Raw genomic sequence first — 23,294 nt, 5'->3', positions numbered from 1 at the left:
GAGAATGGCGCGGATTCTGCTGCTCGAAGACGATCCGGTACTGGGCGAATCCCTGCAGGATCTGCTCACGCGCAACGGCTTTGAGACCGCCTGGGTGACCGACGGGGAAGCGGCCGCCGACGCGGCCTTCGAGACGCCCTTCGACCTCTACCTCTTCGACATCAACGTCCCGCTGCTGAGCGGCTTTGACCTGCTGAGCGCCCTGCGCGACGCCGAGGACCGCACCCCGGCTATTTTCATCTCTGCCCTGCGGGACATCGACTCGATGACCAAGGGGTTCGCCGCGGGCGCGGAGGATTACCTCAAAAAGCCCTTCGACATCGACGAACTCCTGCTGCGTATCAAAGCGCGCACCCACCAGCTCGAACGGCAGCTCCGCTACGGGGAGATCATCTTCAACCCGGCCGACGGGCGGGTCAGCAAACACAACCGCAGCGTCGACCTCGGGGAGATCCGGACGGCGATCTTCCGCCTGCTCATCACCAATGTCGGCCAGACCATCGACAAGAGCGAACTGCTGGAACTGCTGGAGCAGCCCACCGACCAGGCGCTGCGTTTTCATATCAGCCGCCTCAAGCAGCAGCTCGGCATCGACATCACCAACGTCCGCGGCGTGGGGTACCGTCTTGAAAGCCTCTGAGAGAGAATCCTTCTTCAAGAGCCTCGCACTCTACTTCGTCACCATCGAGATCCTGATCGGTTTCCTGCTCTATCACAACTACCGCGAGGATGTCGGCAGCCTCAAACAGCAGCTATTTCTGGAGATGAAGAACTACAATTTCAATTTCGAGGGCGAAAAATTTGCCCTCGATTTCGTGCCCAAACAGACGGAAGCGCCCCTGCTGGAGCTGCGCGAGGACGGCCAGACGCTCTACGCTCTCTTCCCCCTCCCGGCCAATCAGCGCTACCTGCTCAAGATCTACTATCCCAAAGCGGACTTCAAGACCCAGACCGGCGCGCTTCTGGGCCGCTACCTGCTCTTTATGCTGCTGCTCTCGGCCGTCGTCGGGGCGATGGCCTTCGGGTTCGCCCGCTACACCCTCCGCCCGCTGCGCAGCGCCCTGGCCCTGACCGACCGTTTCATCAAGGACATCATCCACGACCTCAATACCCCCGTCAGCGCTATTCTCATTAACACTTCGATGCTCAACCGGGAGGACAAAGCCGTCCGGCGCATCGAAAAGAGCGCCAAGCTGATCGGCATGCTCTACCGCAACCTCCAGGAGTACCAGGGCGGCCTGCCGCAGCAGCGCGACACTTTTCGGCTCGACAGCCTCGTGGCGGAGCGGCTGGCCTTTTTCCAAGATCTCTACCCCGCGCTCACCTTCCGCACCGCACTCGCACCGACGACGATGCGCGCCAATCCCGACGCCCTGACCCGGATCGTCGACAACCTCCTCTCCAACGCCTGCAAATACAACGTCAAGGAGGGCGAGGTCTCGCTGGCGCTCTCGGAGCGCACCTTCAGCATCACCAATACCGCCGCGGCGCCCATCCGTTCGCCCCGCAACCTTTTCGACCGTTTCTACAAGGAGAGCGAACGCGGCATCGGCATCGGCCTGCACATCGTCAAAAAACTCTGCGACGAGGAGCGGATCGCCATTGCCGTTACCCAGCGTGAAAACCGCGTCACTTTCACCTGCACGCTTCCCGCCGGACAAACCGAACGTTAGCGTCTGTTATAATAAGCCCGTCAAATCATTCGCCAAGGAGCCCCATGCCGCCGATTTCTCTCCCCGCCATGCCGTTGAAAGGTACATCATGCAAATAGACGGACGCTTCTGGCTGAGAAAGGACGGCAGGAATTTCCTGGGCAACGGGCGCATCGAGCTGCTCGAGAAGATCGCCCAGACCGGCTCCATCCACGCCGCGGCGAAGGCGATGAAGATGAGCTACAAGGCCGCCTGGGAACGGGTCAACGCCATGAACGACATCGCTGACCGCCCCATCATCGAAAAAACGACCGGCGGCCGCGGCGGCGGGGGGACGGTCCTGACCGCCCACGCCTACGAGCTCATTGCCACCTACAAGCGCTTCGCGGAGCTGCACCGCGAATTCATCAACCGCTTCGCCGAAGCAGGGGACGACCCCGAGCGGCTCGCACGCATCCTCTCGCGCACCTTCCTCACAACGAGTGCGCGCAACCAGCTTACCTGCCGCGTCGGCACCATCACGCCCCACGGGCTGCGTTCCGAACTCCGGTTGCAGCTTCCCGGCGGCGATACCCTCTATTCCGTCATCACCTCGACGTCAGTACGCAATATGGGGCTCGAAGAGGGGGGCGACGCCTACGCCATCATCAAATCCAGCGACGTCGCCATCAGCGTGACGCCACCGGAGGCCTCCGACGACATCAATGTCCTGAAAGGCAAGATCACCTCCCTGCAGCGCAGCAGCGAAAATGCGGAGATCACCCTCCAGCTCGAAGGGGGCTCCAAACTGATCGGCGTGACGGACCTCGACGCCAGCGAGGCCCTGGAAACGGCAATGGAGGCCTACGCCACCGTCGCAAAGAACCACATCATCATCGGGGCCTGAACCGGCGTCACCCGCCCCGGAGACTCTCTTTTCTCAAAACCGTTCATTTCCAAACGGCCTTTAACACAAAATTAATATCAGTTGATTATTATTTTCCGTTTCCCATACTTCAAGATTGTTTTAAATGAGGAAGCAGTTTTAACTGGATGAAGAAACATACCCGTCGACAATTTGGCGATGACAGACGGGTATGTTTGTGTTGTGTTACAACATTTTATTGTGCCATATCCCTATGACGAATCAAATGTTGTTTTTTCCCAATAGGCGCATTTTGGGTACTGAACCCACCCGAGTGCTACCTATGGAATCATCCCGTAGGGGCGTCTTGCCTCTGCCGGGATTATCTGTTTGAGGAGAAACGGATGGATTTTATTGGCATGTTTCCGCTTTTCTATTTCCCCGACATCGGCTCCGCCTGGTTGATGGGGATCACCGGTACCATTCATATTCTGGCGTCGCACACCTCCGTGGGTGCGGCGATTCTTTTTGCTTTTCTTTCGCACAAGGCGTATAAAGAGAACCGCACGGATCTCTACGTCTACATGAAAAAGTACGGCATGTTCTTGCTGATTTTTTCGTATGTCGTCGGCTCCATCACGGGTCCGGGCATCTGGTACACCGCAACCGCAGCCAGCCCGAGGGGGATCAGCGCGCTGATCCACAACTTCGTCTGGGTCTGGGCCACGGAGTGGGTCTTTTTCATCGTCGAGGTCATCGGGGTCTTCGCCCTGGTCTACTTTATTGACAAAATCGACCGCAAAACCCACCTGAAACTGACCTATATGTTCGCGCTCGCCTCGCTGGGGACCCTCTTCCTGATCATCGGGATTATCAGCTTTATGATGTGGCCCGGTACGGAAGCGTTCTTTCTGACCGGATCGGCGAGTGACGCCTTCTTCGGGGTCAACACCTTCCCGCACATGTTCCTGCGGATCGGCTTTATGGTTCTGATGTCGGCGGTGGTCGGCTTCGTTATCACCAGTAGCATGGACGACAAGTCCCTGGCCAAAGAGCTGACGCGCAAACTCGCCGTCATCGGGATGATCGGCGGCTTTGCCACCATGGTCGGCTTTATGTGGTATATCAACACCATGCCCGAAACCGCCCACATCCTGCTGGGGATCTACTTGCCGAATATCCTGACGACACGGATCGTCATCATCGTGGTCTTCACCCTCTACCTTCTTCTCGCCTTTGCCTTACCGCGGACGATCAACCGCCCCTTCGCCGTCACTATGCTCGTAGTCGTCGGCCTGATCGGGCTGTGGCCGGGTGAAAAGCTGCGTGAAAGCATGCGTAAGCCCTACGTTGCCGGCCAGTACGTCTACAGTAACCAGATCATCGCCCGCGATGTTCCCGGCAAAGGGATCAAAAGCGAGGTGGAGACGGTGGCGCAGCACGGGCTGCTGAAAGTCAATCCGTGGATCCCCGACCGGCTGCGGACCATCACACCGGAGAATCAGCTCGAGGCGGGGGAACTGCTGACCAAGCTCGCCTGCTCAAACTGCCATTCACTGGAGAAAGTGGGCCTCTACCGTCCGCTGATCGCGAAATTCATAGGACAGGATGCCGTGATGATCGAAAGCTTCCTGAAAGACGTTTTGGCAAAGGGGGCGATCCCCTACATGCCGACCATCAAACTGCCCGACGACGAGACCAAGGCGATCGCCGCCTGGATCGCGACACAGGTTAATTAAGGAGGTTTGCGATGGATTTAGGTACAACATTAAATATTTTGCGTGATCCCGCCGGTATTCCTTTTTACCCGGTGGTCTTTCAAGGACTCTACGTCCTGACCTGGGCGCTGCACGCCGCCTTCGTCCTGCTGGCGCTCGGCGGGATGACCCTCTCCATTGTCGGCGCCACAAAACAGAAGAGCAGTGCCAACTGGAAACTGCTGACCGGCCATATGGTGCAGACCTCCAAGCTCAGTGTCTCGCTGCTGATCTTGCTGGGGATCGCACCGCTGCTCTTTACGCAGGTCATCTACGATCCCAACTGGTACGTTGTCAACTCGCTCTCGGGCGTCTGGGTCTTTGTCTTCGTCTATGCACTGCTAGCAGGGTATATGCTGCTTTACTGGTTCTATTACGCCAACAAGAAGGGCTCCTCCGGCAGTGTCCTGATCGGTGTAATCTCCCTGCTCATCCTGGTCTTTGCCGGGCTGCTGATGCACGTCTTCGCCTACGAGTCGATCCAGCCAGACAAATGGATGGAGTGGTACGCCCCGGGTGGCGTCATCGACACCTCCGGGCTTAATTTCCACTTTAACCCGGTACGGCTGCTCTTCCTCGTCACGCTGTCGGCCCCGACGCTGGGCATCTTCTTGCTCAACTACAGTGATTTCGTCAGTACCCGTGACGATTTCACGCCCGAATATATCTCTTTTGTCCGGGATCTCGGCAAAAAGATTGCAACCTTCGGGCTGCTGGCCAGTGCCGTGCTCTTTGCAGGATGGATGCTACTGGAGGGGCTGCTGCTCAATCCGCTCTCCCTGGCCATCGTCGTCTCGGTGGTGGTTTTGCTGCTGATGGTCAGAAGCAACATTACCAGCTATTTCACGACCGGCGTCCTGGTTATCGCCGCGCTGCTGATCTCCGCCCTGCGGGAATACATCCGGTTTGATTTGATGTCGGGGCTCGGGTACAACATCTACGACTACCCGATGAACATCGACTGGCCTTCGGTCATCATGTTCCTGCTGACCTTCGTCGTCTTCGGTTTTACGGCGATCGGCTGGATTCTGACCATGGCCTGGAAAGTCGGGAAGACCCAGGGGGTCTTCGATGCCAGTAAAGACCCCATCGTCACCAAACTGGCCAACGCCACTGTCGCGATCGTGCTGCTGTGGTGTGTGGTCTATTTCGGCTGGGGCATGTTCACCCTTTTCAAAAACACGATTGTCTAAGCAGGGCTGCGGCACCGGTTGCCGCCCCCTGCCGAACCTTCTTGCAGGGCAGTCCGTGACTCTTGGGTAACACCTCATTACCCGCTTCCTTAGTACTTTCAAAGCGTACCGACATCATACGGCTGTCCGGCCAGAGGGTTCTCTCCGGCCGACCGACAAAAACAGTACCGTTTAAGACAAAACAAGACATTTTCGTTATATCATTCCAAAAACAACGCAAAATGTTCCGTTTTTTGTAGAACGCCAACTGCATCAAACGTTGAAACATCGTTATATCATTTAAAACATAATGGAGGGAAACATGAACGTCTTTACAGAAAAAGGGACGGCGATCCACGGCTTCAACCAGTGCGGGACCCGGCCGTTTGAAGGGGCCGGTGCCGCCCCGCGCACGGTCGATCCGAAGATCGACTTCGTCTATCCCGAGGTCACCTTCCCCTCCGACGCGCTCTACCGCGCCTGGGGTGAAGATAACATCCGCGACCTCGTCCGATACCACCACGGCCTGCTGCGCAAGACCGTGCTGGGCGAGATGTTCCCCGATGATGACGACGCCTTTGCCGCCGCTACCGAAAAGGCCGCCGACTTCTTCGTCGAGGCCCTCGGCGGAGCGAAGGCCTTCAGCGATGCCCACGGCCACCCTGCGCTGCGGATGCGCCACCTGCACCTCATCGTTGACGAGAAAGCCCGCGACATCTGGCTGATGATGTACCGCAAAGCGATGGCGGAGCGCGCCATGCCCGCCGAACACGCCCGGGAGTTCTGGGAGTGGATCGAAGCCCTCTCCATCCGCATGATCAACCGCCGCACGACGGTCACCCCCATCACGCGCTACCCCTATGAACCCCTCGCGGGCCGCAAGGCGGCGGAGTAGACGATGCACTCTTTTGCGCCAAGCGTTATATCAAATATGATACATGAAAATGACCGCCATCACCGCCTGCAGGCGATGGGTGCGTCCCTGCTGATGCACGCCGCCCTGGTGGGCGCGTTCTTCTACGCACCGCACCCCTCGACGCCCCTCCTCACGGCCGAGCGGCAGACAGTGGCAATCTCCCTGGCCGACTATGCACCGCGTGCCGCAGCAGCGGCCGCCGTGCCGGAAGCAAAGCCCCTCCCTGCCACACCGGCTGTACGTCCCAAACCGCCGGTGAAGACGGCAACGGCGCCGGCACATGAAACCGTCAAGGCCGCGCCAAAGAACACCCCCGTTCCTCTCCCCAAAACCCCTGAGATAAAGACACCCGACGATGCGGCTTTATCTGAGGCGTTTGCCTCTCTTCCGTCCCCGCCCGTGGCCCCGGCCTCACACGCGGAAACTTCTCCTCACACACCAGACAATGCGTCAAGCGCGACACCGCTTGCACACAACAACAAAAAAGCTGACCCAATCGGGCCGGACGCAACGGTGCTGGGACAGATACGTGCCATGATCGAATCCGCCATCACCTACCCCGCCGCCGCAAGAAGGCTGCGGCTCGAGGGGGTGGTAACGCTTTCGTTCAAACTTGCTTCCAACGGTACGGTCGCTGCTGCGGAAATCTTACGCAGCAGCGGCAGTACGATTCTGGACCGTAAAGCGTTGCAAACGCTATGGGATCTCAGCGGCGATTTTCCCTCTCTTGAATCGCTGACCCATCTGACGATCCCGATTACCTTCTCACTTTCACACTCTTAGGAACCCACCATGAACAGACTTCTGCTTACCCTCTTTATATCGGTGCTCGTCTCGGTACCCCAGGCGCTTAGCGATATGAAAGAAGATCAGGCGACCGTCCAAAAGGTCTTCGGCTCATCGCCACCGATGAACTACCTGCTCTACGCCCTCGCCCCCGACAAGATGATCGGCCTCAACTTCGCGGCCAAGAACCCCTTTAACGGCGCCGATCCCGCCTACCTCGACGCGCGCTTTCTCGCGCTGCCCGTCATCGGCTCGTTCCACGGCAGCGGCAGCCGCATCAACCTCGAGAGTCTCATCGCCGCCCGCCCGGACCTTGTACTGATCTGGGAGGACGACATGCTCGTGCAGACCGTGACGGACCAGATCACGAAGCTGGGCGTCCCGACGATGACCGTACCGTTCCGGCAGATCGACTCGATGCCCGACGCCATGGAACGCGTCGGCGACGCCATCGGCGCGGGCGAACGCGGCCGGAAACTGGCCGACTATACCCGCACGGTCATTGCCGAGATCAACACCTCCCTGGCCGGCACCAAGCCGACACGCTACTACTACGCCGAGGGGCTCGACGGCCTCTCAACCGAGTGCGACACCTCCTTCCACGTCGTCGCCATGAACTTCGCCGGCGGCGAGAACGTCCACAAATGCCGCCAGAGCAACCTGCGCGGGCTGGAGAAGATCAACTTCGAGACCCTGCTGGCCTACGATCCGGAGGTGATCATCGTCCAGCACGCCATGGTCTACGGCGACCTCGTGGAGGACCCGATGTGGCAGCAGCTCCGCGCCGTCAAAGCGGGACGGATCTACCTCGTCCCAACACTGCCGTTCAACTGGGTCGACCGTCCGCCGTCGTTCATGCGCGTTATCGGCATCCAGTGGCTCGCCTCGCTTTTCCACCCCGAGGCGTACGACGTCGATCTGAAAGCGCGCGTTGCCGCCTTTTACAAACTGTTTCTCGGCGTCGACCTGAGCGCACAAGAGATAGACGACCTGCTGGCGCCCTGACCGGGTCGCGAGCAACCGACAAACAGCTGCGTTCGACGAAACACGGTCTCTCAGTGCGCAACGAAGAAAACAGCATCCGTACAGGTATCCGGGCTCTGCCCGGGACCGTGAATAAACCAAGGAGAATCCATTTGAAACCCGTTTACACCTACCCCCTCGTTGCCGTCATGGCCGCCTCCGCCCTCTGGGCCGACCCCGTCAATATCGAGCACATCGTCGTCTCCGACAGCGCCCTGGACGACACCCTCTACCAGGGCGACACCAACGGTTCCGATCAGCGCTTCGAAAAGAAGAGCATCACGACCCTCGGGACCCAGGCGAACATGAACCCCTTTACGATCATCCAGTACTCCCCTTCGGTCAACTATACCCCCGCCGATACGTCCGGTTCCAACGAACCCTCCTACCACGACCCCATCCGCATCCGCGGCAAATCCCAGTCGGGCCCGGGGGGCGTCTACATGATCAACGGCATGCCGATCTCCAGCAACCCCGGCGGCGGAAAACAGATGCTCGACATGGAGAACGTCGCCTCCATCGACCTGCTCAAAGGGTACCTGTCGCCGGAGAAGAACATTGGTTTCTCCAGCCTGATCGGCAAGGTCGACATGAACGTCAACGCGCCGCGGCGTCAGACGAACGCCATGCTCTCGCAGGCGTTCGGTTCGGACAGTTTCACCCGCTCCTTTGCACGCTTCGACAGCGGGGAGATGGGGGACGTCCGCCTCTTCGGATCGTTCTCCCACCTCGGATACGACAAGTACAAAGGCGACGGAGAGCTTGAGCGCTTCAACGCCATGGCGGGGATCGCCTATACCCCCTCGGAGATGTTCAGCGCGGAAGCCTACGTCATCTACAACAAAGATGACCACCACAACTACTACGCCCTCTCCTACACCGAGGCCCAGGACCTGGAGAGCTACTGGAACAAAGATTTCGCCTCCGCCCGCCCGACGGCGGACAACGACGTCGATTACTACGACTGGAACAAGCAGAACTTCGATACGACAACCGCCCTGGCGACCCTACAGTTCCGCCCAAGCGCTGACGACACGGTGACGATCAAACCCTACTACAAAACGGACAAAGGGGAGTACTGGAACTCCAGTGTCAACGCGAACCCTGCGAAAAACCGGGTCATCCAGTGGCGGATCGACCATGACCTCTACGGGGGCGTCGCCGACTACACCCACCGCTTCTCCAAGGCCCTCAAGACGACGCTGGGCTACTGGTACCACAAGCAGCAGCCTCCGGGACCGCCGACGGACCGCCTGAAGTACAAATCCGTCGGCGGCGACCTCGTCTTTGACGGGTATGCCTCCCTCGCCGACACCGGCTACCACACCCTCCAGGCCCCCTTCGCGGAGCTCTCCGGCAGCCTCGGCGGCTTTGACTACAACCTCGGGCTCCAGTACCAGAGCTTCGAGATCGGGTCCCTCAAAAGCTACACCTTCGGCACCGATGCCAACACCAGCCAGAACTACGACACGGCGATCGCCCAGGGCACCCTCGATCCGTGGGCCAGCGTCAAGGCGAAGACCTTCCATACGTGGATCCCGTCGCTCTATGCCGGCTACCGCTTCGATGAGCTCAATACGCTCTACGTCTCCTACGCCCGTACCTACGGCTTCGACGTCAACCTCTTCCCGACCTACATCAAGAACCGGGCCAACTTCGTCGCCAAGAACGTGACCCTGCAGCAGCTGTGGAACAAGCTCGAGCTTGAGACTTCCGACAACATCGACCTGGGCTATAAGACGATGGTCGGCGGCGTCGCGCTGAACCCGGTGCTCTTCGTCTCCTTCGTCAAGAACAAGCAGGCCAACGTTTACGACCCCGAATACGGCGTCAACTACCCCGCCAACGTCGGCGACGCGATGGGCTACGGCGCGGAGTTCTCCGCTTCGGGCCCGGTCAGCGAATCGCTGGAGTTCATCGCGGGGCTCTCCTACAACAAGTACGCCTTTACGCAGGATTTCAAAAGCTCGCCGACGACGACGATCGACACGGAGGGTAAACAGGTCCCCGACGCGCCGGAGGTCCTGGCCAAGGCGGCCCTCTCCTACAGCGTCGGCGGCTGGATGATCACGCCGAGCGTGCGCTACACCTCCAAACGCTACGGCGACCTGCAGAACAGCCAGACCGTCGATGCCTACACCCTCTTCGACCTTGACGTCGCCTACCGCATCAACGGTTTCCTGGGGAGCAAAAGCGCCGTCTTCCGCCTCAGCGGGACGAACCTGACCGACGAGAAGTACGTGGCGACCATCATCTCCGCGGACAACGTCCTGGCGACGACGGGAACCTCTTCCACCTACCAGACGGGGGCGCCGCTCTCCGTCTTCGGATCGCTGAGTCTGTCGTTTTGACCAGGCGCACCTCTTCCTACTGGCTCTTTCTGGGCGGGGGCACCCTGCTGCTCCTGCTCTCGGCGCTGCTGGCCCTCTCCTGGGGCCAGTACCCGATCGCGCCCGAAACGCTGCTCGCCTTTGTCAAGTACAAACTCTTCGGCGGCGCCGTGCAGGAGGAGTTCGCCCTGCTTGAGAACATCCTGTTCCAGATCCGTCTGCCGCGCATCCTTCTGGCCATCCTGATCGGCGCCGCGCTCGCGACGTCGGGCGCCGCCTTCCAGGCGATGTTCGTCAACCCCCTCGTCTCGCCGGGGATCCTGGGCGTCCTCGCCGGTGCCTCCTTCGGCGCGGCGCTGGGGATGCTGCTGAGCGAACAGTGGTGGATCGTGCAGGCCCTGGCCTTCGCCTTCGGCTTCGTCGCCGTCGCCTTCGCCGTGATGGTGGGCTCCATGGTGACCAGTTCGCGCTCGACCGTCATGCTCGTGCTCGGCGGGGTCATCAGCGGTTCGCTCTTCACGGCGCTGCTCTCCGTCGTCAAATACGTCGCCGACCCCTACAGCACGCTGCCGGCCATCGTCTACTGGCTGATGGGCTCGCTCAGCATGGCCGAACTCGACGAGGTGCTGCTCGCCGCCGTGCCGATGGGGCTCTCCATCGCGGCGCTGCTGGTGATGGGCAAGTATTTCGATCTGCTGAGCCTCGGCGACGAGGAGGCGCGCGCGCTTGGCATCGACGTCAAACGCATCCGCCTCACCGCCATTATCCTGGCGACGCTCGCCTCGTCGCTCTCCGTGGTGATGGCGGGCATCATCGGCTGGGTGGGACTCATCATCCCGCATATCGTCCGCATGGCCGCGGGGCCGTCGCATACGCTGCTGCTGCCGCTGAGCGCCCTGGTCGGAGGGGCCTTCATGCTCCTGGCCGATTCCGTCTCCCGCCTGGCGATGAACGTCGAGATCCCCATCGGGATCCTCACCTCGCTCATCGGCATCCCCGTCTTCATCATCGTACTTAAAAACGCGAGGGCCGCATGGAACTGAAACCTGTCTATACTGTTAAAAATCTCTCTTTTGCCTATCCGAAACATTCCGTTTTGGAGGGCGTCGACCTCGCCCTCTACCCCGGAGAGGTCGTGAGCCTGCTGGGGCCCAACGGCTGCGGCAAGAGTACCCTCATCCGCCTTATGCTGCGGCTGCTCGAAGGCAGGGGCGACATCCGCCTGCACGGGGAACCGCTCTACAACTACAACCACCGCGACATCGCGACGCATGTCGCCTACATCCCGCAGTACCACAACGTCCCCTTCGGCTACAGCGTGGAGGAGATGGTCGTGATGGGGCGGGTGTCGAAGCTGGGCTTTTTCGCCCACCCCTCCAGGCGCGACCGCGACATCGCCCGCGCCGCGCTGGAGCGCGTCGGCATCGCCGACCTCGCTTCGCGCCCCTTCGGGCAGCTCAGCGGCGGCCAGAAACAGATGGTGCTGCTGGCGCGCGCCATCGCCCAGGAGGTGCGTACCTTTATCATGGACGAACCGGTCAACGGGCTTGATTACGGCAACCAGATGCGCCTGCTGCGGATGATCGCGGAGCTGGCGGCAGAGGGCTACACCTTTTTAAAGACGACGCACTATCCCGACCATGCGCTGCTGGTCTCCACCCGGGTCGTCGTCATGCACGGGGGCAAAATCATCGCCGACGGCGATCCCGATGCGGTCATCACCCCCCGGATGCTGCGCCATGTCTACGACGTCGATGCGGAGGTGATCCGCCACCGCGAACGGGGCTGGTGCGTCCCCCATTTCAATCCCCCATCCCACACCCCATGTTCATAAGGAAAACCATGAAAAAAAACCTTGCCATCACAGGACTTCTCCTCCTGCAGCACGCCGCCACGGCCGACGATACCTATCTGGCCCCCGTCACCGCGACCGAATCGGCCTATTCCCAATCCGCCGAACGCGACGATACGCAGATCGACAGTCCGACCAACCCCTACCGCGTCGCCAAATCCGCCGCCTTCGGCACGGAGGTGATGGATGAGAAGGAGATCGAAGCCTACAAGGCCAAGAACGTCCTCGAACTCCTGAACATGGCGACGGGACTGGACCTCACCTACCAGGGACGCCGCCACCCCTTCTTTGTCAACATGCGCGGCGGCGGCAGCATCACCTACATCGTCGACGGGGCCATTCTCCCCTCCAGCAGTGACCGGATGCTGCAGCAGCTCCCCGTCAACGCGATCGAATCGATCGAGATCGTCCGCTCGTCGACGGCCCTCTCCCTGGCGCCGTCCATCGGCATCGGCGCCTCGAACAGCGGCTCGGGCCTCAATATCGGGTTTATCGTCATCCGCACCAAACGGCCGAAAACCACCGAAGGGCTGCTCCACGCCTACTACGAACAGGCCGTCGCGCAGCCCGCGGCGAACGGGCAGGACATCTATGTCGGAACACGGCTGGACGAGGGCGCTCCCTACAACAGCTATGTCGGGATGATGGCCTCCCGCCACGACCGCCCGAGCAAAGATTCGTGGTTCGACGGCAGCAGGGCCGTGTCGGGAATGGTCAACGGCGGCCTCACCCTCGGGAAACTTTCCCTGAATATGATGGGCTACATCGATAGCGGCCGCTTCGAGATGCAGCGCGGCGTCACCGTCGACGGCACGACCGACAGCGCGAAATGGTACTATGACCCTGTCCAGACCCGCATCTTCTCCCTGGACGGCAATGTCCTCTGGAACGAGAACCAGATCACGCTCTTCTCCGCGGCGACGATCGCGTACGACCAGGAGGAGCACAACGAATATTTCAACAGCGCCGTGGCGTCGCAGCGTCACTACGAGGAGAAGACCCAGACCCTGAGCCTCCGGCACAACGCCCGCTTCGGTGACACCACCGTGCATCTCGGCGGACAGTCGACCCAGAGCAAAGGGTTCGGTCCCAACCTCTCCAAGGCCTACAACAGCTACAACACGACGGTGAACGGCTACTCCGTCGCCGCCGAACACTCCCTATTCGACGGGATGCTCTGCCTCGACGCCGGCTACCGCTACGACGTCAAGCACATCAACCACGCCACGGCGGCCAAAAGCGAAGCACTGGCGACGCCGGATGCCAATAAAAATACGGACCTTCCCCCCGCCAACGTCTTTACGGCGGGCATGCTTGTCAGCGTCGCCGACGGCTACCGCCTGAGCGCGCGCTACTTCTACGGCAATGAAGGGACCTCCGGGGATTTCGACCTGATGACCGAAAACAACGCGACGCTGCACGGCGAACGGCAGCAGCGCTGGGAGATCGGTTTCGAGGCGGGCATCGCCCGCGCCTTCGTCCCGGCGCTCACCTATTTCGATGTCGCTATCGACAATGAAAAAACCGCGACGGGCAATACCTACACCGACAGCGACGGCAACGAGTACTACTACTACACCGAGCAGGATTCCCACCGCAAAGGGGTCGAATTTCTCCTCAAAGGGCGCATCGGCAAGACGACGAGCTACCGCTTCGCATGGACCCATATCATCGAGAATTCGACGACGTCCGAAGGCGTGACCACGGAGAGCCTCGGCGCCACGATGCCGCGCAACACCTTCAGCGCCCTGCTGAGCCACAGCTACGAGGCCTACCGTTTCAACATCTCGGCCAAACGCGTCGACGGCTACTCCAGCTCGCGCAGCCCGAAAGGCACGATGACCGGCCTGGACCTGGGGGACTATACGCGCATCGACGCCAACATCGCCCGCGACTTCGTTTTCGGCAACACCACCGCCACCGCCAAGCTCTACGGCCGCAACCTGACCGACGACCACTACGCGACCCGCTACGTCACCGGCTACTACTACGACCGCGGACGGACCCTCGGGGCCGAAATCGCCTTCGCTTTTTAGGAGGAACCATGCGCTTCACCACGCCGCTACTCCTGATGTCACTGCTGCTGGGCACCCTGCTTGGCGGACGGGAGATCACCGATATGCTCGGGCGCAACGTCGTCGTGCCCGCCGCGCCCCAAAAGGTCTATGCCCCCTCGCCGTACGGTTCGTATGCGCTCTATGCCATGGACCCCGCGCTGCTGGCAGGCTGGATCTTCACGATCGACGAACGCGCCTACCCCTACCTCGACCCACGGATGCGGACCCTCCCCGTCCTCGGTCGGGTCTTCGGCCCGGGCCAGTCCGCAAACCTGGAGATCCTGCTCGCGCAGCAGCCCGACCTGCTGCTTATGTGGTCGCACCGCGACGCGTTTACGCAGAAGGAGGCCGAGCGCCTGCGCATCCTCAACACGCCCGCCGTCTACGCCAAGGACGAAGCGTTGACCGACTATGCGGCCATCTTCCGTTTCCTGGGCCATGCCCTCGGCCTCCCCGAACGGGGCGAAGCCCTGGCGCGCTACAGCGAGAACGTTTTCGCACGGGCCGAGCAGACCCTGGCTGACATCCCCCAATCGCAACGCCCGCGCGTGTACTACGCGGAGGGCCTGGACGGCCTCTCCACCGAATGTGACGATGCCATCCACGTGCAGCTGCTCAAGCTCGCCGGCGACGTCAATGTCCACCGCTGCCACACCTCCAACCACAAGGGGCTGGAGAAACTCTCCATGGAGACCCTGCTGCAATATGACCCCGACGTCATCCTCGTGCAGGAGCAGACCTTTTTTGAGCGCATCGGTACCCATCCCTCGTGGCAGCACCTCCGCGCGGTGCAGAAAGGGCAGGTCTACCTCATCCCCCGTCTCCCCTTCAACTGGTTCGACCGTCCCCCCTCGTTCATGCGGCTGCTCGGCCTGCAGTGGGTGATGGCGACCCTCTACCCGGGACAGTACGGCGAAGACGTCCGCGAGACGACCCGCGCCTTTTACCGCCTCTTCCTCAACGTCTCCCTGACACACGATCAGCTGACGACCATTCTCAACGGAGCGCTCCATGAAAACCGTCTCTAACCCTTCCGCCCTTCTCAGCCGACTGACGCTCCTGATGCTGGCAGCCTGCATCTCCCTCTGGGGCCGGGTGGTCACGGACGATTTCAACCGCTCGGTGGAGGTGCCGGAGACGGTGCGCGCCATCTACTCGACGCATCCGCCCCTCACCATGAGCCTGCTGGCCTTCGACCCCCGGCTCGTCGCCGCCCTCAACTTCCCCTTCACCGACGCGCAGAAGCCCTATGCCGGGGCGGCTGCCCAGCGGCCGGTCGTGGGCGGCTTCTTCGGGCAGGGACAGACGCCCAACATGGAGCTGCTGCTGCAGGTCAAACCCGACGTCATCCTCATGTGGGGGGATATGACCGGTGCCGACCGCATCCTCGCAAAGCTTGAAAAGCTCGGCATCCCCGTCCTGATGGTCCGCAACAATACCCTGAGCGACCTCATCGGGCAGTTCCGGCTCTTCGGGGCGCTCTCGGGCGACACGACACGCGCGCAGACGCTCATACGCTACACCAAAGAGAGCCTGGGGCTGCTGGAGCAGTACCGCACACAGCTCTCCGCCGCGAAAAAAGTGCGCTACTACTTCGCCGAAGGCCTCGACGGTCTCTCGACGGAGTGCCCGGGGTCGTTCCACATACGCCCCTTCGATTTCGCCGGCGCGCAGAACGCCCTCGTATGCACGATGAGCTCCAACTTCGGCATGGAGAAGGTGAGCATGGAGAGCATCATGCGCGCCGACCCCGACGTCATCGTGGCGATGGAGCCGCAGTTCGTCGCCCATGCCCAAACGGACCCCCTCTGGCGCAGCCTCCGGGCGGTCAAAACGGGGCGGCTGCTCCTGGTGCCGGCGCACCCCTACAACTACATCACCCGCCCCCCTTCCTTCATGCGGCTGATGGGCATTCGCTGGCTGATGCAGCAGTTCTACCCGGGGCTGCTCAAGGAGGATGAACAGGCCCGCTTCGAGGCGATCTTCTTCCCCCACTACAAGGAGACAGACCATGCTTACTAACAAACTGCTCGGCATCGCCGTGATCGGGATCGACCCCGTGCTGTGGGTGCTGCTCGCGATGAGCAGCGTCTCGCTCTTCGTCATCGCCGAGCGGCTCCTCGCCTTCCGCACCCTTGAAGCCGACGCCTCCGCCTACCCCGAGGCGCAGCTGCGCCTCAAACTTGAAAAGCGGCTGGGCATTCTGGCCACCTTCGGCAACAACGCCCCATTCATCGGCCTTTTCGGCACGGTGCTCGGGGTCATCAACGCCTTTCACACCCTGGGCGCGGATGCCTCCTTCGGGGTCAACGCCGTGATGGGCGGGATCTCCGAGGCGCTTGTCGCGACGGCAACGGGGCTCTTTGTGGCGATTCCCAGCGTCATGGCCTACAACTACTTCGTGCGCCGCATCAAAACGGTCCTGCTCAAACGGGAGTCGGGGGCATGAGCGCGTCGGCGATGGAGGAAAATCAGGAGATCAGCGAGATCAACATGACCCCCTTCGTGGACATCGTGCTCGTCATCCTGATCATCTTCATGGCGACGGCGACCTTCGTCGCCCAGGGGAAGATCCCGGTCACCCTTCCCAAAAGTTCGGCGCAGGCGGGGCAGAAAGAGCCCAAAAAGCCGACGGTGATCACAATCGAAGAGAACGGCCGCTACCACCTCAACGATGCGGAGGTGAGCGAAACGCAGCTGCGCACGCGGCTGCAGGAGCTCAACGCCACCCAGCGTGCCGTGGGGGTCATCGTGCGCAGCGATGCACAGACCCCCTTCGCGTTCGTCGTCAAGGCGATCGACTGGTGCAAAAGTGCCGAGGTGAGCAAATTCGCCATCCAAACCCAGCAGGAGCAGACCCGATGAGAGCGCAGTACCGTTTCGTCACGGCATTGACCGTGACCACCACGATTCACGCGGCGATCGCGGGGGCGCTGATACAGACCGATCCCCCCAAACCCGCCGGCCGCGAAACCGTGAAGATCGCCGTGGTCGATATCAGTACCCCCCGGCCCGAGGCCCCCAAACCCGTCGCCCCGGCACCGAAGCCCCCGGCACCGCCAATAAAAAAGCCGCTGCCGCCGAAAGTGTCCCCCAAACCGAAACCGGTGTCCAAACCGACGCCGAAGCCGGCACCGAAACCGCTGAGCACACCGGCGCCTGAACCCCTTCGGGAAACGGCCGAAAATCCGCTGCCGGCTCCACCCGAAACGCCGAAGAGCACCCCGGCGGCAGCGCCCGAAACACCGGTCACCGCACCCGCGCCCCCTTCGGCGTCCGCACAGCGTCAGCAGGCGGCCGAGAGCTATCTGGGAAGGGTGCGCCAGAAGGTCCAGGCCTGTCTGTGCTATCCCATGACGGCCAGGCGGCTGCGGCTTGAAGGCGAATCGCGGCTGCGGTTCATTATCCGCGGCGACGGCAGCATCAACGCCCTGGCGCTGCAACGTTCCAGCGGCCACCGCACCCTGGACGAACAGGCACTGGCGACGATCCGAAACGCCGCACCTTTCGAGGCGCCGCCGGAAGGAAAGGCGCTGACCATCGTCCTTCCGGTCACCTTCAACCTCCGGCACGGGGGCTGATCGCGATCGCAGATCGTTATATCTATATTGACATAAAGGAAAAAACCATGAATGCTACCCATTCCAAAAAACACAAGGGCGCCGGCGACCCTTCCGGCTTTGATGCCATCGTCAGGGAGGTCTTCGCCCCCATCTACCCGGTCATCGCGTCGCAGATCATTGAACAGACGCAGACGACCCGGGGCGTCTGTCTCGATGCCGGCTGCGGCACGGGCGCGCTGGGACGGGCCATGGCGCGGCTGAGCGGATGTGAAATCACCTTCTTCGACCAGAGCGAGAAGATGCTCGAATTTGCCCGCGGCTACGCCGACGCGGAGGCCATTACGGCGCGCAGCCGTTTCCTCCAGGGCGACATCCACGACATCCCGCTCCCCTCGGAAAGCGTCGATCTGGTCATCAGCCGGGGCTCCTCGCCCTTCTGGGACGACCAGAAACGGGCCTACAGCGAAATTCTCCGCGTGCTGCGCCGCGGCGGCCGGGCCTACGTGGGCGGCGGATTCGGCAGCGCGGAACTGCGCGAACAGATCGTCAGCACGATGCTCGAGCGCGAACCGAACTGGGAAGAGCGTTTCAAACACCGCTCGAAGGCCATGCGCGATGCGCTGCCGCAGATCCTCGAACGGCTGCAGCCCGCGTCCTTCGAGATCATCAACGACGAGAGCGGCTTTTGGGCCCATATCTGCAAGTAGAGGGGATCTGATGCACATCGGTTTATTTTGCCTCGCCGAAGACTACAGCGGCGACACGGCGCAGAGCCTGCATGAACAGCTTCGTCTCGTCGAGGCGGCGGAGCGGCTCGGGTTTGACGAGGCGTGGTTCGGCGAACACCATTTCAACGCCTTCAGCGTCATTCCCGATCCGGCGCTGATGCTCGCCTACGCCGCGGCGCGCACGAAGCGCATCCGCCTCGGCACCGCGGGCTTCCTGGCACCCTTCTACCACCCCGTCCGGCTGGCCGAAAGCATCGCCGTGCTCGACAACCTGAGCGACGGCCGCATCAACGCCGGGTTTGCCAAGGGGGGATTCGCCCCGGACACCCGCCACTTCCTGCAGCACAAAGAGGAGCTGCGCAGCATTATGTTCGAGACGGTCGAAGCGGTCGACCTCCTCCTGCAGCGCAGGGGGGTTGATTTCAACGGCGACTTCCTCCAGATTCACAACAGCACGGTGACGCCGAGACCCCTCCAGCAACAGCTCCCCTTTTACGTGGCGACCTTCGCGTCCGAGGCGACGATCCACTTTGCCGCGACGCACGGCTACGGCCTGATGATGTCGCAGGGGGCGACGCTGCGCGACTGCGTCGAGGCGCAGGACTTCTACCGTATGATCGCCGGGCACGACCCGGAGATGATCGTCATGCGCGTCTTTGCCGTCGCGGACAGCGACGCCGAGGCGCAGCGCGCCGCTCTACCGGCCATCGACCACTTCGTCAAATGCATGCGCGCCGCCCAGCGGGAGCAGCCCCAGCCCGGTTTCGACGCCGAAAACTATGAAGCGCTGCTGCGCGAACGGAGCGCCTTTTTCGACGGACAGGCCTTCTTTGACAATGCCATTCTCGGCAGCCCCGAAACCTGCATCGCCCGGATCGATGCCCTGGCCGGCGAACTGCCCAACCTCCATCTCGCCCTGAAACCCGCGGGACGGGATGCCGACACCGATATCGCCATGCTCGAACGCTTCAATGCCGAGATCAGACCCTATTTCAACCCAGGAGTATCTTTATGACAAAAAACCCACGTCTTTCCCTATGGCTTGCGGCGCTGTTCGCGCCTGCCCTTCTCTGTGCGGAGAGCTTCGAGCTCGGCCAGGTCTCCGTCACCGCCGACCCGCTGCTCTCGGAGATCTTTAACGACCGGGTGGATGCCGAACAGATCGACACCTATGACGACACCACGGTCTCCGAAGCCCTCACCCGTATGACGGGGGTGGCATTCTACGCCCGGGGCGGCCGGGCCGAAACGGACATCAAGATCCGCGGCTTCGATTCGCGCCGCATCGGCGTCTTTTACGACGGCGTCCCCATCTACGTCCCCTACGACGGCAATATGGACTACACCCGCTACCTCACAACCAACATTGGCGCGATCGACGTCTACAAAGGCTTCTCCTCCACGGCCTTCGGTGCCAACACGATGGGCGGGGTCGTCAATATCGTCTCCAAAAAGCCGAGCCGCCCCTTCGAGGGCAGCGTCTTCGCCCAGGGGACGCTCGACAGCAGCGGCGACCAGGCGGGCACCATGTTCGGCGGGAACATCGGCATCCGCGAACCGCACTACTACCTGCAGCTCTCCGCGACGGGCAAACAGCGCAACCACACCCGTCTGCCCGAAAGCTACGACGCGACCCCGGTCCAGCCCGAGGGCGACCGCCTGAACTCCGCCTCGGACGACCGCCAGGTCAGCGCCAAATACGGCTACCTGCTGGAAAACGGCGAAATCGCCCTGGGCTACATGTACCAGCACGCGACCAAGCAGCAGCCGACTGTCACCGACCCCGTCTACGGCCGCGAAAAGTACTGGGACTGGCCGAAATGGGATATGCAGAGCCTCTATGCCGTCGGGAAGCACACCCTGTTCGGCGGACTCTTCAAAGCGACGGCCTACTACACGGAGTACGAAAGCAAGCTCTACTCCTACGACGACATCAACCTGACGACGATGAACAAAAAGTTCGCCTGGAAATCGAACTACAAGGAGTCGACCTACGGCCTCCGGGCGGAGTACACCGTCGATGCAGCCGGTAACCGGCTCACACTCTCCTCGAACTACAAGCATGACCACCATAAAGGGTACGACATCGACAAAACCACCAATGTCAGCACCCTCGGGGAGGAGTTCGAAGATACGACCCTCTCCTTCGGCCTGGAGGACAGCTACCGCTTTGCGGAGCGCTTCACCCTGGTCGCGGGTGTCGGCTACGACGTCAAATCCTCCGACCACATCAGCGACCCGACGATCGACGACAAAAAAGGCGAATCGGCCTGGAACCCGCAGGCGGCCTTCATCGCGGAGCTCGCCCCCAAGCAGACCCTCCGTCTCAGCGCCGCCCGGAAGACCTATTTCCCCTCGATGAAAGAGCGCTACTCCTATAAGCTCGGCTACGGTGTGCCCAACGGCGAACTGAAACCGGAGATGACGACCCACAGCGAACTCGCCTACAAGGGCGTCTTCAACGATGCGTGGATCGCGGAGGCGGCCGGTTTCTACCTGGTGACGGAGGATTACATCCAGGCCGTCTACTACGACACCTTTGACGGCGTCGACCGCACGCAGAACCAGAACATCGGCACCTTCTACCGTTCGGGGGCCGAGCTCGCCCTCTCCTATATCGCGGACACTTACGAAGCGGGGGCGAATGCCACCTTCCTGAAAATCGGCAGCGCCTCTTCCGACAAGCCCATCGGCGTGCCGACGCGCGAATACAATGTCTTCACCCGCGTCTTTTTCGCCCCGAACCTGAGCGGCCTCGTCACCCTCCACGGCCAGAGCGGCGCCTACGGGCAGCTGGCCGACAGCAGCTATGAGAAACTGGGCGACGTACAGACGATCGACGCGAAAGTGACCTACCTGCCGGTCGCCTCCCTCGCCCTCACGCTGGGGGTCAAAAACATGGCGGACAAGCTCAACTATTACGATGACGGCTATCCGGAACCGGGGCGGGAGTTCTACGGCAGACTCACGTACAGCTTCTGATGCGCCGCCTCTTCATTATGCTGCTGCTTTCGGCGGGACTCCTTCACGCGGAACCGGCGCCACCGCTGCGCGTCGCCGTTATCGGCGGGATGACCATGAGCGGCATGTGGCAACAGGTCGCCGCCGCCTTTGAGGCCGCCCATGGCATCCCTGTCAACGTCGTCGTCAGCGGCCCAAAATCGGAGCTTGATGCCTATTGCAGGGAACACGCCGTCGACCTGGTGACGATGCACGCCAGCGACACCATCACCGACCTCGCCGCGGACGGCCTCTTCGAGCGGCTCACCCCCTGGACGCGCAACGCGCAGATGCTCCTGGGCCACCGCAGCGACCCCGCCGGGCTCACCGGTGCCAGGAACCTGCAAGAGGCGCTGGCGAAGCTCGGTGCCTCGGAGGCCCCCTTCCTCCTCCATGCGAGCGGCGGCACCTTCGAAGTGTTCAACGCGCTGCGCACGAAACAGGGGTGGCGCATGCCGCCGGGGCAGCTCCGTTTTACCCCCGCCAAACGCGGCTTCCTCCGTGAAACGGCGGAGATGAAGGGGTATACGCTTTACGGCGTCATCCCCTTTTTGATGCAAAAACAGCACCACCCGCAGATCCTGGGCTTCTATTTTGACGACCCCGCCCTTATGCGCCCCTACCTGGCGGCCATCGGCAGCGAAGGGCAGCTTGGCGCCGCCCGTCACGCCCGTGCCAAGGCCCTGCTGCGTTTTCTGACGTCGCCGCAGGCGCAGGACATCGTGAAGGATTTCCGCATCGACGGCCACCCGGGCTACCCGGTTTTTTACCCCATCACCCCCCAACCAAGGAGTTAACCATGTTTTTAGACCCCATCGATTTCGCCGGGATGTACAAGGCCCACAAACTCGCTACCGACTTCAAAGGCAAAAGTGCGGACGAATGGAACGCCAAGGCCGCGGACATGGCGCCGCGCATGGTCAACAGCCCCTACGTCGACACCTTCCTCTCCAAGATGGAACTGGACCCCGACGACGTCGTACTCGATATCGGCTGCGGCCCGGGCACCCTGGCCCTCGCCCTGGCCAAAAAGGTCAAGAAGGTCATCGCCGTTGACTACGCCGAACAGATGCTCGAACAGCTGCGCCTCTACGCCGAACGCGAAGGGATCACCAACATCGAGACGTACCAACTGAGCTGGGAAGATGACTGGAGCGCGCTGCCCGAGGCTGACATCGCCGTCGCGTCGCGCAGCCTGGAAGTCAGCGACATCGAAACTGCCCTCTCAAAAATGACGCGCCACGCCGCAAAGGCCTGCTACCTCACCTACAAGGCCGGCGGCAGCTACGTCGATCTGGAGATCCTCGAGTTCATCGGCAGGCAGATCACCCCGAAGCCCGATTTCTGGTATATTCCGCTGATCCTCTACCAAAAAGGGCTGCTGCCGCGCATCGACTACATCGAGACCGAACAGGGCAGCATCAACAGCGGCAGCGCCGAGGCCTTCGTCACCTCCCTGCGCTGGAGCCTCGGCAGCCTCACCGGCGACGAGGAGGAGAAGGCGCACCACTACTACGACAAGGTCGTCTCCAAAACCAACCGGCACCCCCGCCCTTTCAACTGGGCCTTCGTGGCCTGGGAGACGGCGCGCTGAGGCGCTGTCTAACACACCCC

22 protein-coding genes are annotated in these 23,294 nt (G+C 61.6%); all 22 read left to right on the top strand.

The window, feature by feature from the left end; genetic code table 11:
* Positions 1–4 precede the first annotated feature (4 nt).
* Positions 5–640 (top strand): response regulator transcription factor, encoded by a 636-nt coding sequence (locus WCY31_RS00370; RefSeq protein WP_345970249.1) that lies wholly within the window; start codon positions 5–7, stop codon positions 638–640.
* Positions 627–1,673 (top strand): HAMP domain-containing sensor histidine kinase, encoded by a 1,047-nt coding sequence (locus WCY31_RS00365; RefSeq protein ID WP_345972749.1) that lies wholly within the window; start codon positions 627–629, stop codon positions 1,671–1,673. Before WCY31_RS00370 ends, WCY31_RS00365 begins: the two co-directional genes overlap by 14 nt.
* Positions 1,674–1,761: 88 nt before the next feature.
* Positions 1,762–2,538 (top strand): TOBE domain-containing protein, encoded by a 777-nt coding sequence (locus WCY31_RS00360; protein ID WP_345970246.1) that lies wholly within the window; start codon positions 1,762–1,764, stop codon positions 2,536–2,538.
* Between the two features lie 362 nt (positions 2,539–2,900).
* Positions 2,901–4,235: a cytochrome c gene (locus tag WCY31_RS00355; RefSeq protein ID WP_345970245.1), complete on the top strand. Its 1,335-nt coding sequence runs from the start codon at positions 2,901–2,903 to the stop codon at positions 4,233–4,235.
* Positions 4,236–4,246: 11 nt separating this feature from the next.
* On the top strand, positions 4,247–5,446 hold the full coding sequence (locus WCY31_RS00350) for a hypothetical protein (RefSeq protein ID WP_345972748.1): 1,200 nt from the start codon (positions 4,247–4,249) through the stop codon (positions 5,444–5,446).
* Between the two features lie 301 nt (positions 5,447–5,747).
* Positions 5,748–6,320 carry a globin gene (locus WCY31_RS00345; protein WP_345970243.1) on the top strand — a complete coding sequence of 191 codons (573 nt, stop codon included), beginning with the start codon at positions 5,748–5,750 and terminating at the stop codon, positions 6,318–6,320.
* A 3-nt stretch (positions 6,321–6,323) separates the two neighbouring features.
* Complete coding sequence (locus tag WCY31_RS00340) at positions 6,324–7,124, top strand: energy transducer TonB (RefSeq protein ID WP_345970242.1); 801 nt, start codon at positions 6,324–6,326, stop codon at positions 7,122–7,124.
* 9 nt (positions 7,125–7,133) lie between these two features.
* Positions 7,134–8,132 carry an ABC transporter substrate-binding protein gene (locus WCY31_RS00335; protein ID WP_345972747.1) on the top strand — a complete coding sequence of 333 codons (999 nt, stop codon included), beginning with the start codon at positions 7,134–7,136 and terminating at the stop codon, positions 8,130–8,132.
* A 131-nt stretch (positions 8,133–8,263) separates the two neighbouring features.
* Positions 8,264–10,501: a TonB-dependent receptor gene (locus tag WCY31_RS00330; RefSeq protein ID WP_345972746.1), complete on the top strand. Its 2,238-nt coding sequence runs from the start codon at positions 8,264–8,266 to the stop codon at positions 10,499–10,501.
* Positions 10,498–11,523, top strand: a complete 1,026-nt coding sequence (locus WCY31_RS00325) for a FecCD family ABC transporter permease (RefSeq protein WP_231019598.1) — start codon at positions 10,498–10,500, stop codon at positions 11,521–11,523. Before WCY31_RS00330 ends, WCY31_RS00325 begins: the two co-directional genes overlap by 4 nt.
* Positions 11,514–12,314 (top strand): ABC transporter ATP-binding protein, encoded by an 801-nt coding sequence (locus tag WCY31_RS00320; RefSeq protein WP_345972745.1) that lies wholly within the window; start codon positions 11,514–11,516, stop codon positions 12,312–12,314. The genes WCY31_RS00325 and WCY31_RS00320 overlap by 10 nt, the downstream gene beginning before the upstream one ends.
* A gap of 8 nt (positions 12,315–12,322) precedes the next feature.
* Complete coding sequence (locus WCY31_RS00315) at positions 12,323–14,368, top strand: TonB-dependent receptor plug domain-containing protein (RefSeq protein WP_345972744.1); 2,046 nt, start codon at positions 12,323–12,325, stop codon at positions 14,366–14,368.
* Between the two features lie 8 nt (positions 14,369–14,376).
* The gene (locus WCY31_RS00310) at positions 14,377–15,417 is read left to right on the top strand and encodes an ABC transporter substrate-binding protein (protein WP_345972743.1); all 1,041 of its coding nucleotides are present in this window, start codon (positions 14,377–14,379) and stop codon (positions 15,415–15,417) included.
* Entirely contained in the window at positions 15,401–16,411 is a 1,011-nt protein-coding gene (locus WCY31_RS00305) for an ABC transporter substrate-binding protein (RefSeq protein ID WP_345972742.1), read from the top strand. Before WCY31_RS00310 ends, WCY31_RS00305 begins: the two co-directional genes overlap by 17 nt.
* Complete coding sequence (locus WCY31_RS00300; RefSeq protein ID WP_345972741.1) at positions 16,401–16,838, top strand: MotA/TolQ/ExbB proton channel family protein; 438 nt, start codon at positions 16,401–16,403, stop codon at positions 16,836–16,838. The genes WCY31_RS00305 and WCY31_RS00300 overlap by 11 nt, the downstream gene beginning before the upstream one ends.
* The gene (locus WCY31_RS00295; RefSeq protein WP_345972740.1) at positions 16,835–17,254 is read left to right on the top strand and encodes a biopolymer transporter ExbD; all 420 of its coding nucleotides are present in this window, start codon (positions 16,835–16,837) and stop codon (positions 17,252–17,254) included. The genes WCY31_RS00300 and WCY31_RS00295 overlap by 4 nt, the downstream gene beginning before the upstream one ends.
* On the top strand, positions 17,251–17,970 hold the full coding sequence (locus WCY31_RS00290; protein ID WP_345972739.1) for an energy transducer TonB: 720 nt from the start codon (positions 17,251–17,253) through the stop codon (positions 17,968–17,970). Before WCY31_RS00295 ends, WCY31_RS00290 begins: the two co-directional genes overlap by 4 nt.
* A gap of 47 nt (positions 17,971–18,017) precedes the next feature.
* Positions 18,018–18,659 (top strand): class I SAM-dependent methyltransferase, encoded by a 642-nt coding sequence (locus WCY31_RS00285; RefSeq protein ID WP_345972738.1) that lies wholly within the window; start codon positions 18,018–18,020, stop codon positions 18,657–18,659.
* A gap of 10 nt (positions 18,660–18,669) precedes the next feature.
* The gene (locus WCY31_RS00280; RefSeq protein ID WP_345972737.1) at positions 18,670–19,695 is read left to right on the top strand and encodes an LLM class flavin-dependent oxidoreductase; all 1,026 of its coding nucleotides are present in this window, start codon (positions 18,670–18,672) and stop codon (positions 19,693–19,695) included.
* Positions 19,692–21,662: a TonB-dependent receptor gene (locus WCY31_RS00275; RefSeq protein WP_345972736.1), complete on the top strand. Its 1,971-nt coding sequence runs from the start codon at positions 19,692–19,694 to the stop codon at positions 21,660–21,662. Before WCY31_RS00280 ends, WCY31_RS00275 begins: the two co-directional genes overlap by 4 nt.
* Positions 21,662–22,477 (top strand): substrate-binding domain-containing protein, encoded by an 816-nt coding sequence (locus WCY31_RS00270; RefSeq protein WP_345972735.1) that lies wholly within the window; start codon positions 21,662–21,664, stop codon positions 22,475–22,477. Before WCY31_RS00275 ends, WCY31_RS00270 begins: the two co-directional genes overlap by 1 nt.
* Before the next feature lie 2 nt (positions 22,478–22,479).
* Positions 22,480–23,274 carry a class I SAM-dependent methyltransferase gene (locus WCY31_RS00265; RefSeq protein WP_345972734.1) on the top strand — a complete coding sequence of 265 codons (795 nt, stop codon included), beginning with the start codon at positions 22,480–22,482 and terminating at the stop codon, positions 23,272–23,274.
* The last annotated feature ends 20 nt before the right edge of the window (positions 23,275–23,294 follow it).

The organism is Sulfurimonas sp. HSL3-1, from assembly GCF_039645995.1.
Lineage (GTDB): Bacteria > Campylobacterota > Campylobacteria > Campylobacterales > Sulfurimonadaceae > Thiomicrolovo > Thiomicrolovo diazotrophicus.
This window is presented reverse-complemented; position numbering and strand designations above follow the sequence as displayed.

What these genes read in the sequence shown, in the direction of transcription:
- WCY31_RS00265 (WP_345972734.1), top strand. Translation starts at nt 22,480, where the DNA reads ATGTTTTTAGACCCCATCGATTTCGCCGGGATGTACAAGGCCCACAAA.
- WCY31_RS00300 (WP_345972741.1), top strand. Translation starts at nt 16,401, where the DNA reads ATGCTTACTAACAAACTGCTCGGCATCGCCGTGATCGGGATCGACCCC.
- WCY31_RS00285 (WP_345972738.1), top strand. Translation starts at nt 18,018, where the DNA reads ATGAATGCTACCCATTCCAAAAAACACAAGGGCGCCGGCGACCCTTCC.
- WCY31_RS00345 (WP_345970243.1), top strand. Translation starts at nt 5,748, where the DNA reads ATGAACGTCTTTACAGAAAAAGGGACGGCGATCCACGGCTTCAACCAG.
- WCY31_RS00275 (WP_345972736.1), top strand. Translation starts at nt 19,692, where the DNA reads ATGACAAAAAACCCACGTCTTTCCCTATGGCTTGCGGCGCTGTTCGCG.
- WCY31_RS00270 (WP_345972735.1), top strand. Translation starts at nt 21,662, where the DNA reads ATGCGCCGCCTCTTCATTATGCTGCTGCTTTCGGCGGGACTCCTTCAC.
- WCY31_RS00360 (WP_345970246.1), top strand. Translation starts at nt 1,762, where the DNA reads ATGCAAATAGACGGACGCTTCTGGCTGAGAAAGGACGGCAGGAATTTC.
- WCY31_RS00355 (WP_345970245.1), top strand. Translation starts at nt 2,901, where the DNA reads ATGGATTTTATTGGCATGTTTCCGCTTTTCTATTTCCCCGACATCGGC.
- WCY31_RS00315 (WP_345972744.1), top strand. Translation starts at nt 12,323, where the DNA reads ATGAAAAAAAACCTTGCCATCACAGGACTTCTCCTCCTGCAGCACGCC.
- WCY31_RS00290 (WP_345972739.1), top strand. Translation starts at nt 17,251, where the DNA reads ATGAGAGCGCAGTACCGTTTCGTCACGGCATTGACCGTGACCACCACG.
- WCY31_RS00320 (WP_345972745.1), top strand. Translation starts at nt 11,514, where the DNA reads ATGGAACTGAAACCTGTCTATACTGTTAAAAATCTCTCTTTTGCCTAT.
- WCY31_RS00350 (WP_345972748.1), top strand. Translation starts at nt 4,247, where the DNA reads ATGGATTTAGGTACAACATTAAATATTTTGCGTGATCCCGCCGGTATT.
- WCY31_RS00370 (WP_345970249.1), top strand. Translation starts at nt 5, where the DNA reads ATGGCGCGGATTCTGCTGCTCGAAGACGATCCGGTACTGGGCGAATCC.
- WCY31_RS00310 (WP_345972743.1), top strand. Translation starts at nt 14,377, where the DNA reads ATGCGCTTCACCACGCCGCTACTCCTGATGTCACTGCTGCTGGGCACC.
- WCY31_RS00335 (WP_345972747.1), top strand. Translation starts at nt 7,134, where the DNA reads ATGAACAGACTTCTGCTTACCCTCTTTATATCGGTGCTCGTCTCGGTA.
- WCY31_RS00295 (WP_345972740.1), top strand. Translation starts at nt 16,835, where the DNA reads ATGAGCGCGTCGGCGATGGAGGAAAATCAGGAGATCAGCGAGATCAAC.
- WCY31_RS00305 (WP_345972742.1), top strand. Translation starts at nt 15,401, where the DNA reads ATGAAAACCGTCTCTAACCCTTCCGCCCTTCTCAGCCGACTGACGCTC.
- WCY31_RS00340 (WP_345970242.1), top strand. Translation starts at nt 6,324, where the DNA reads ATGCACTCTTTTGCGCCAAGCGTTATATCAAATATGATACATGAAAAT.
- WCY31_RS00280 (WP_345972737.1), top strand. Translation starts at nt 18,670, where the DNA reads ATGCACATCGGTTTATTTTGCCTCGCCGAAGACTACAGCGGCGACACG.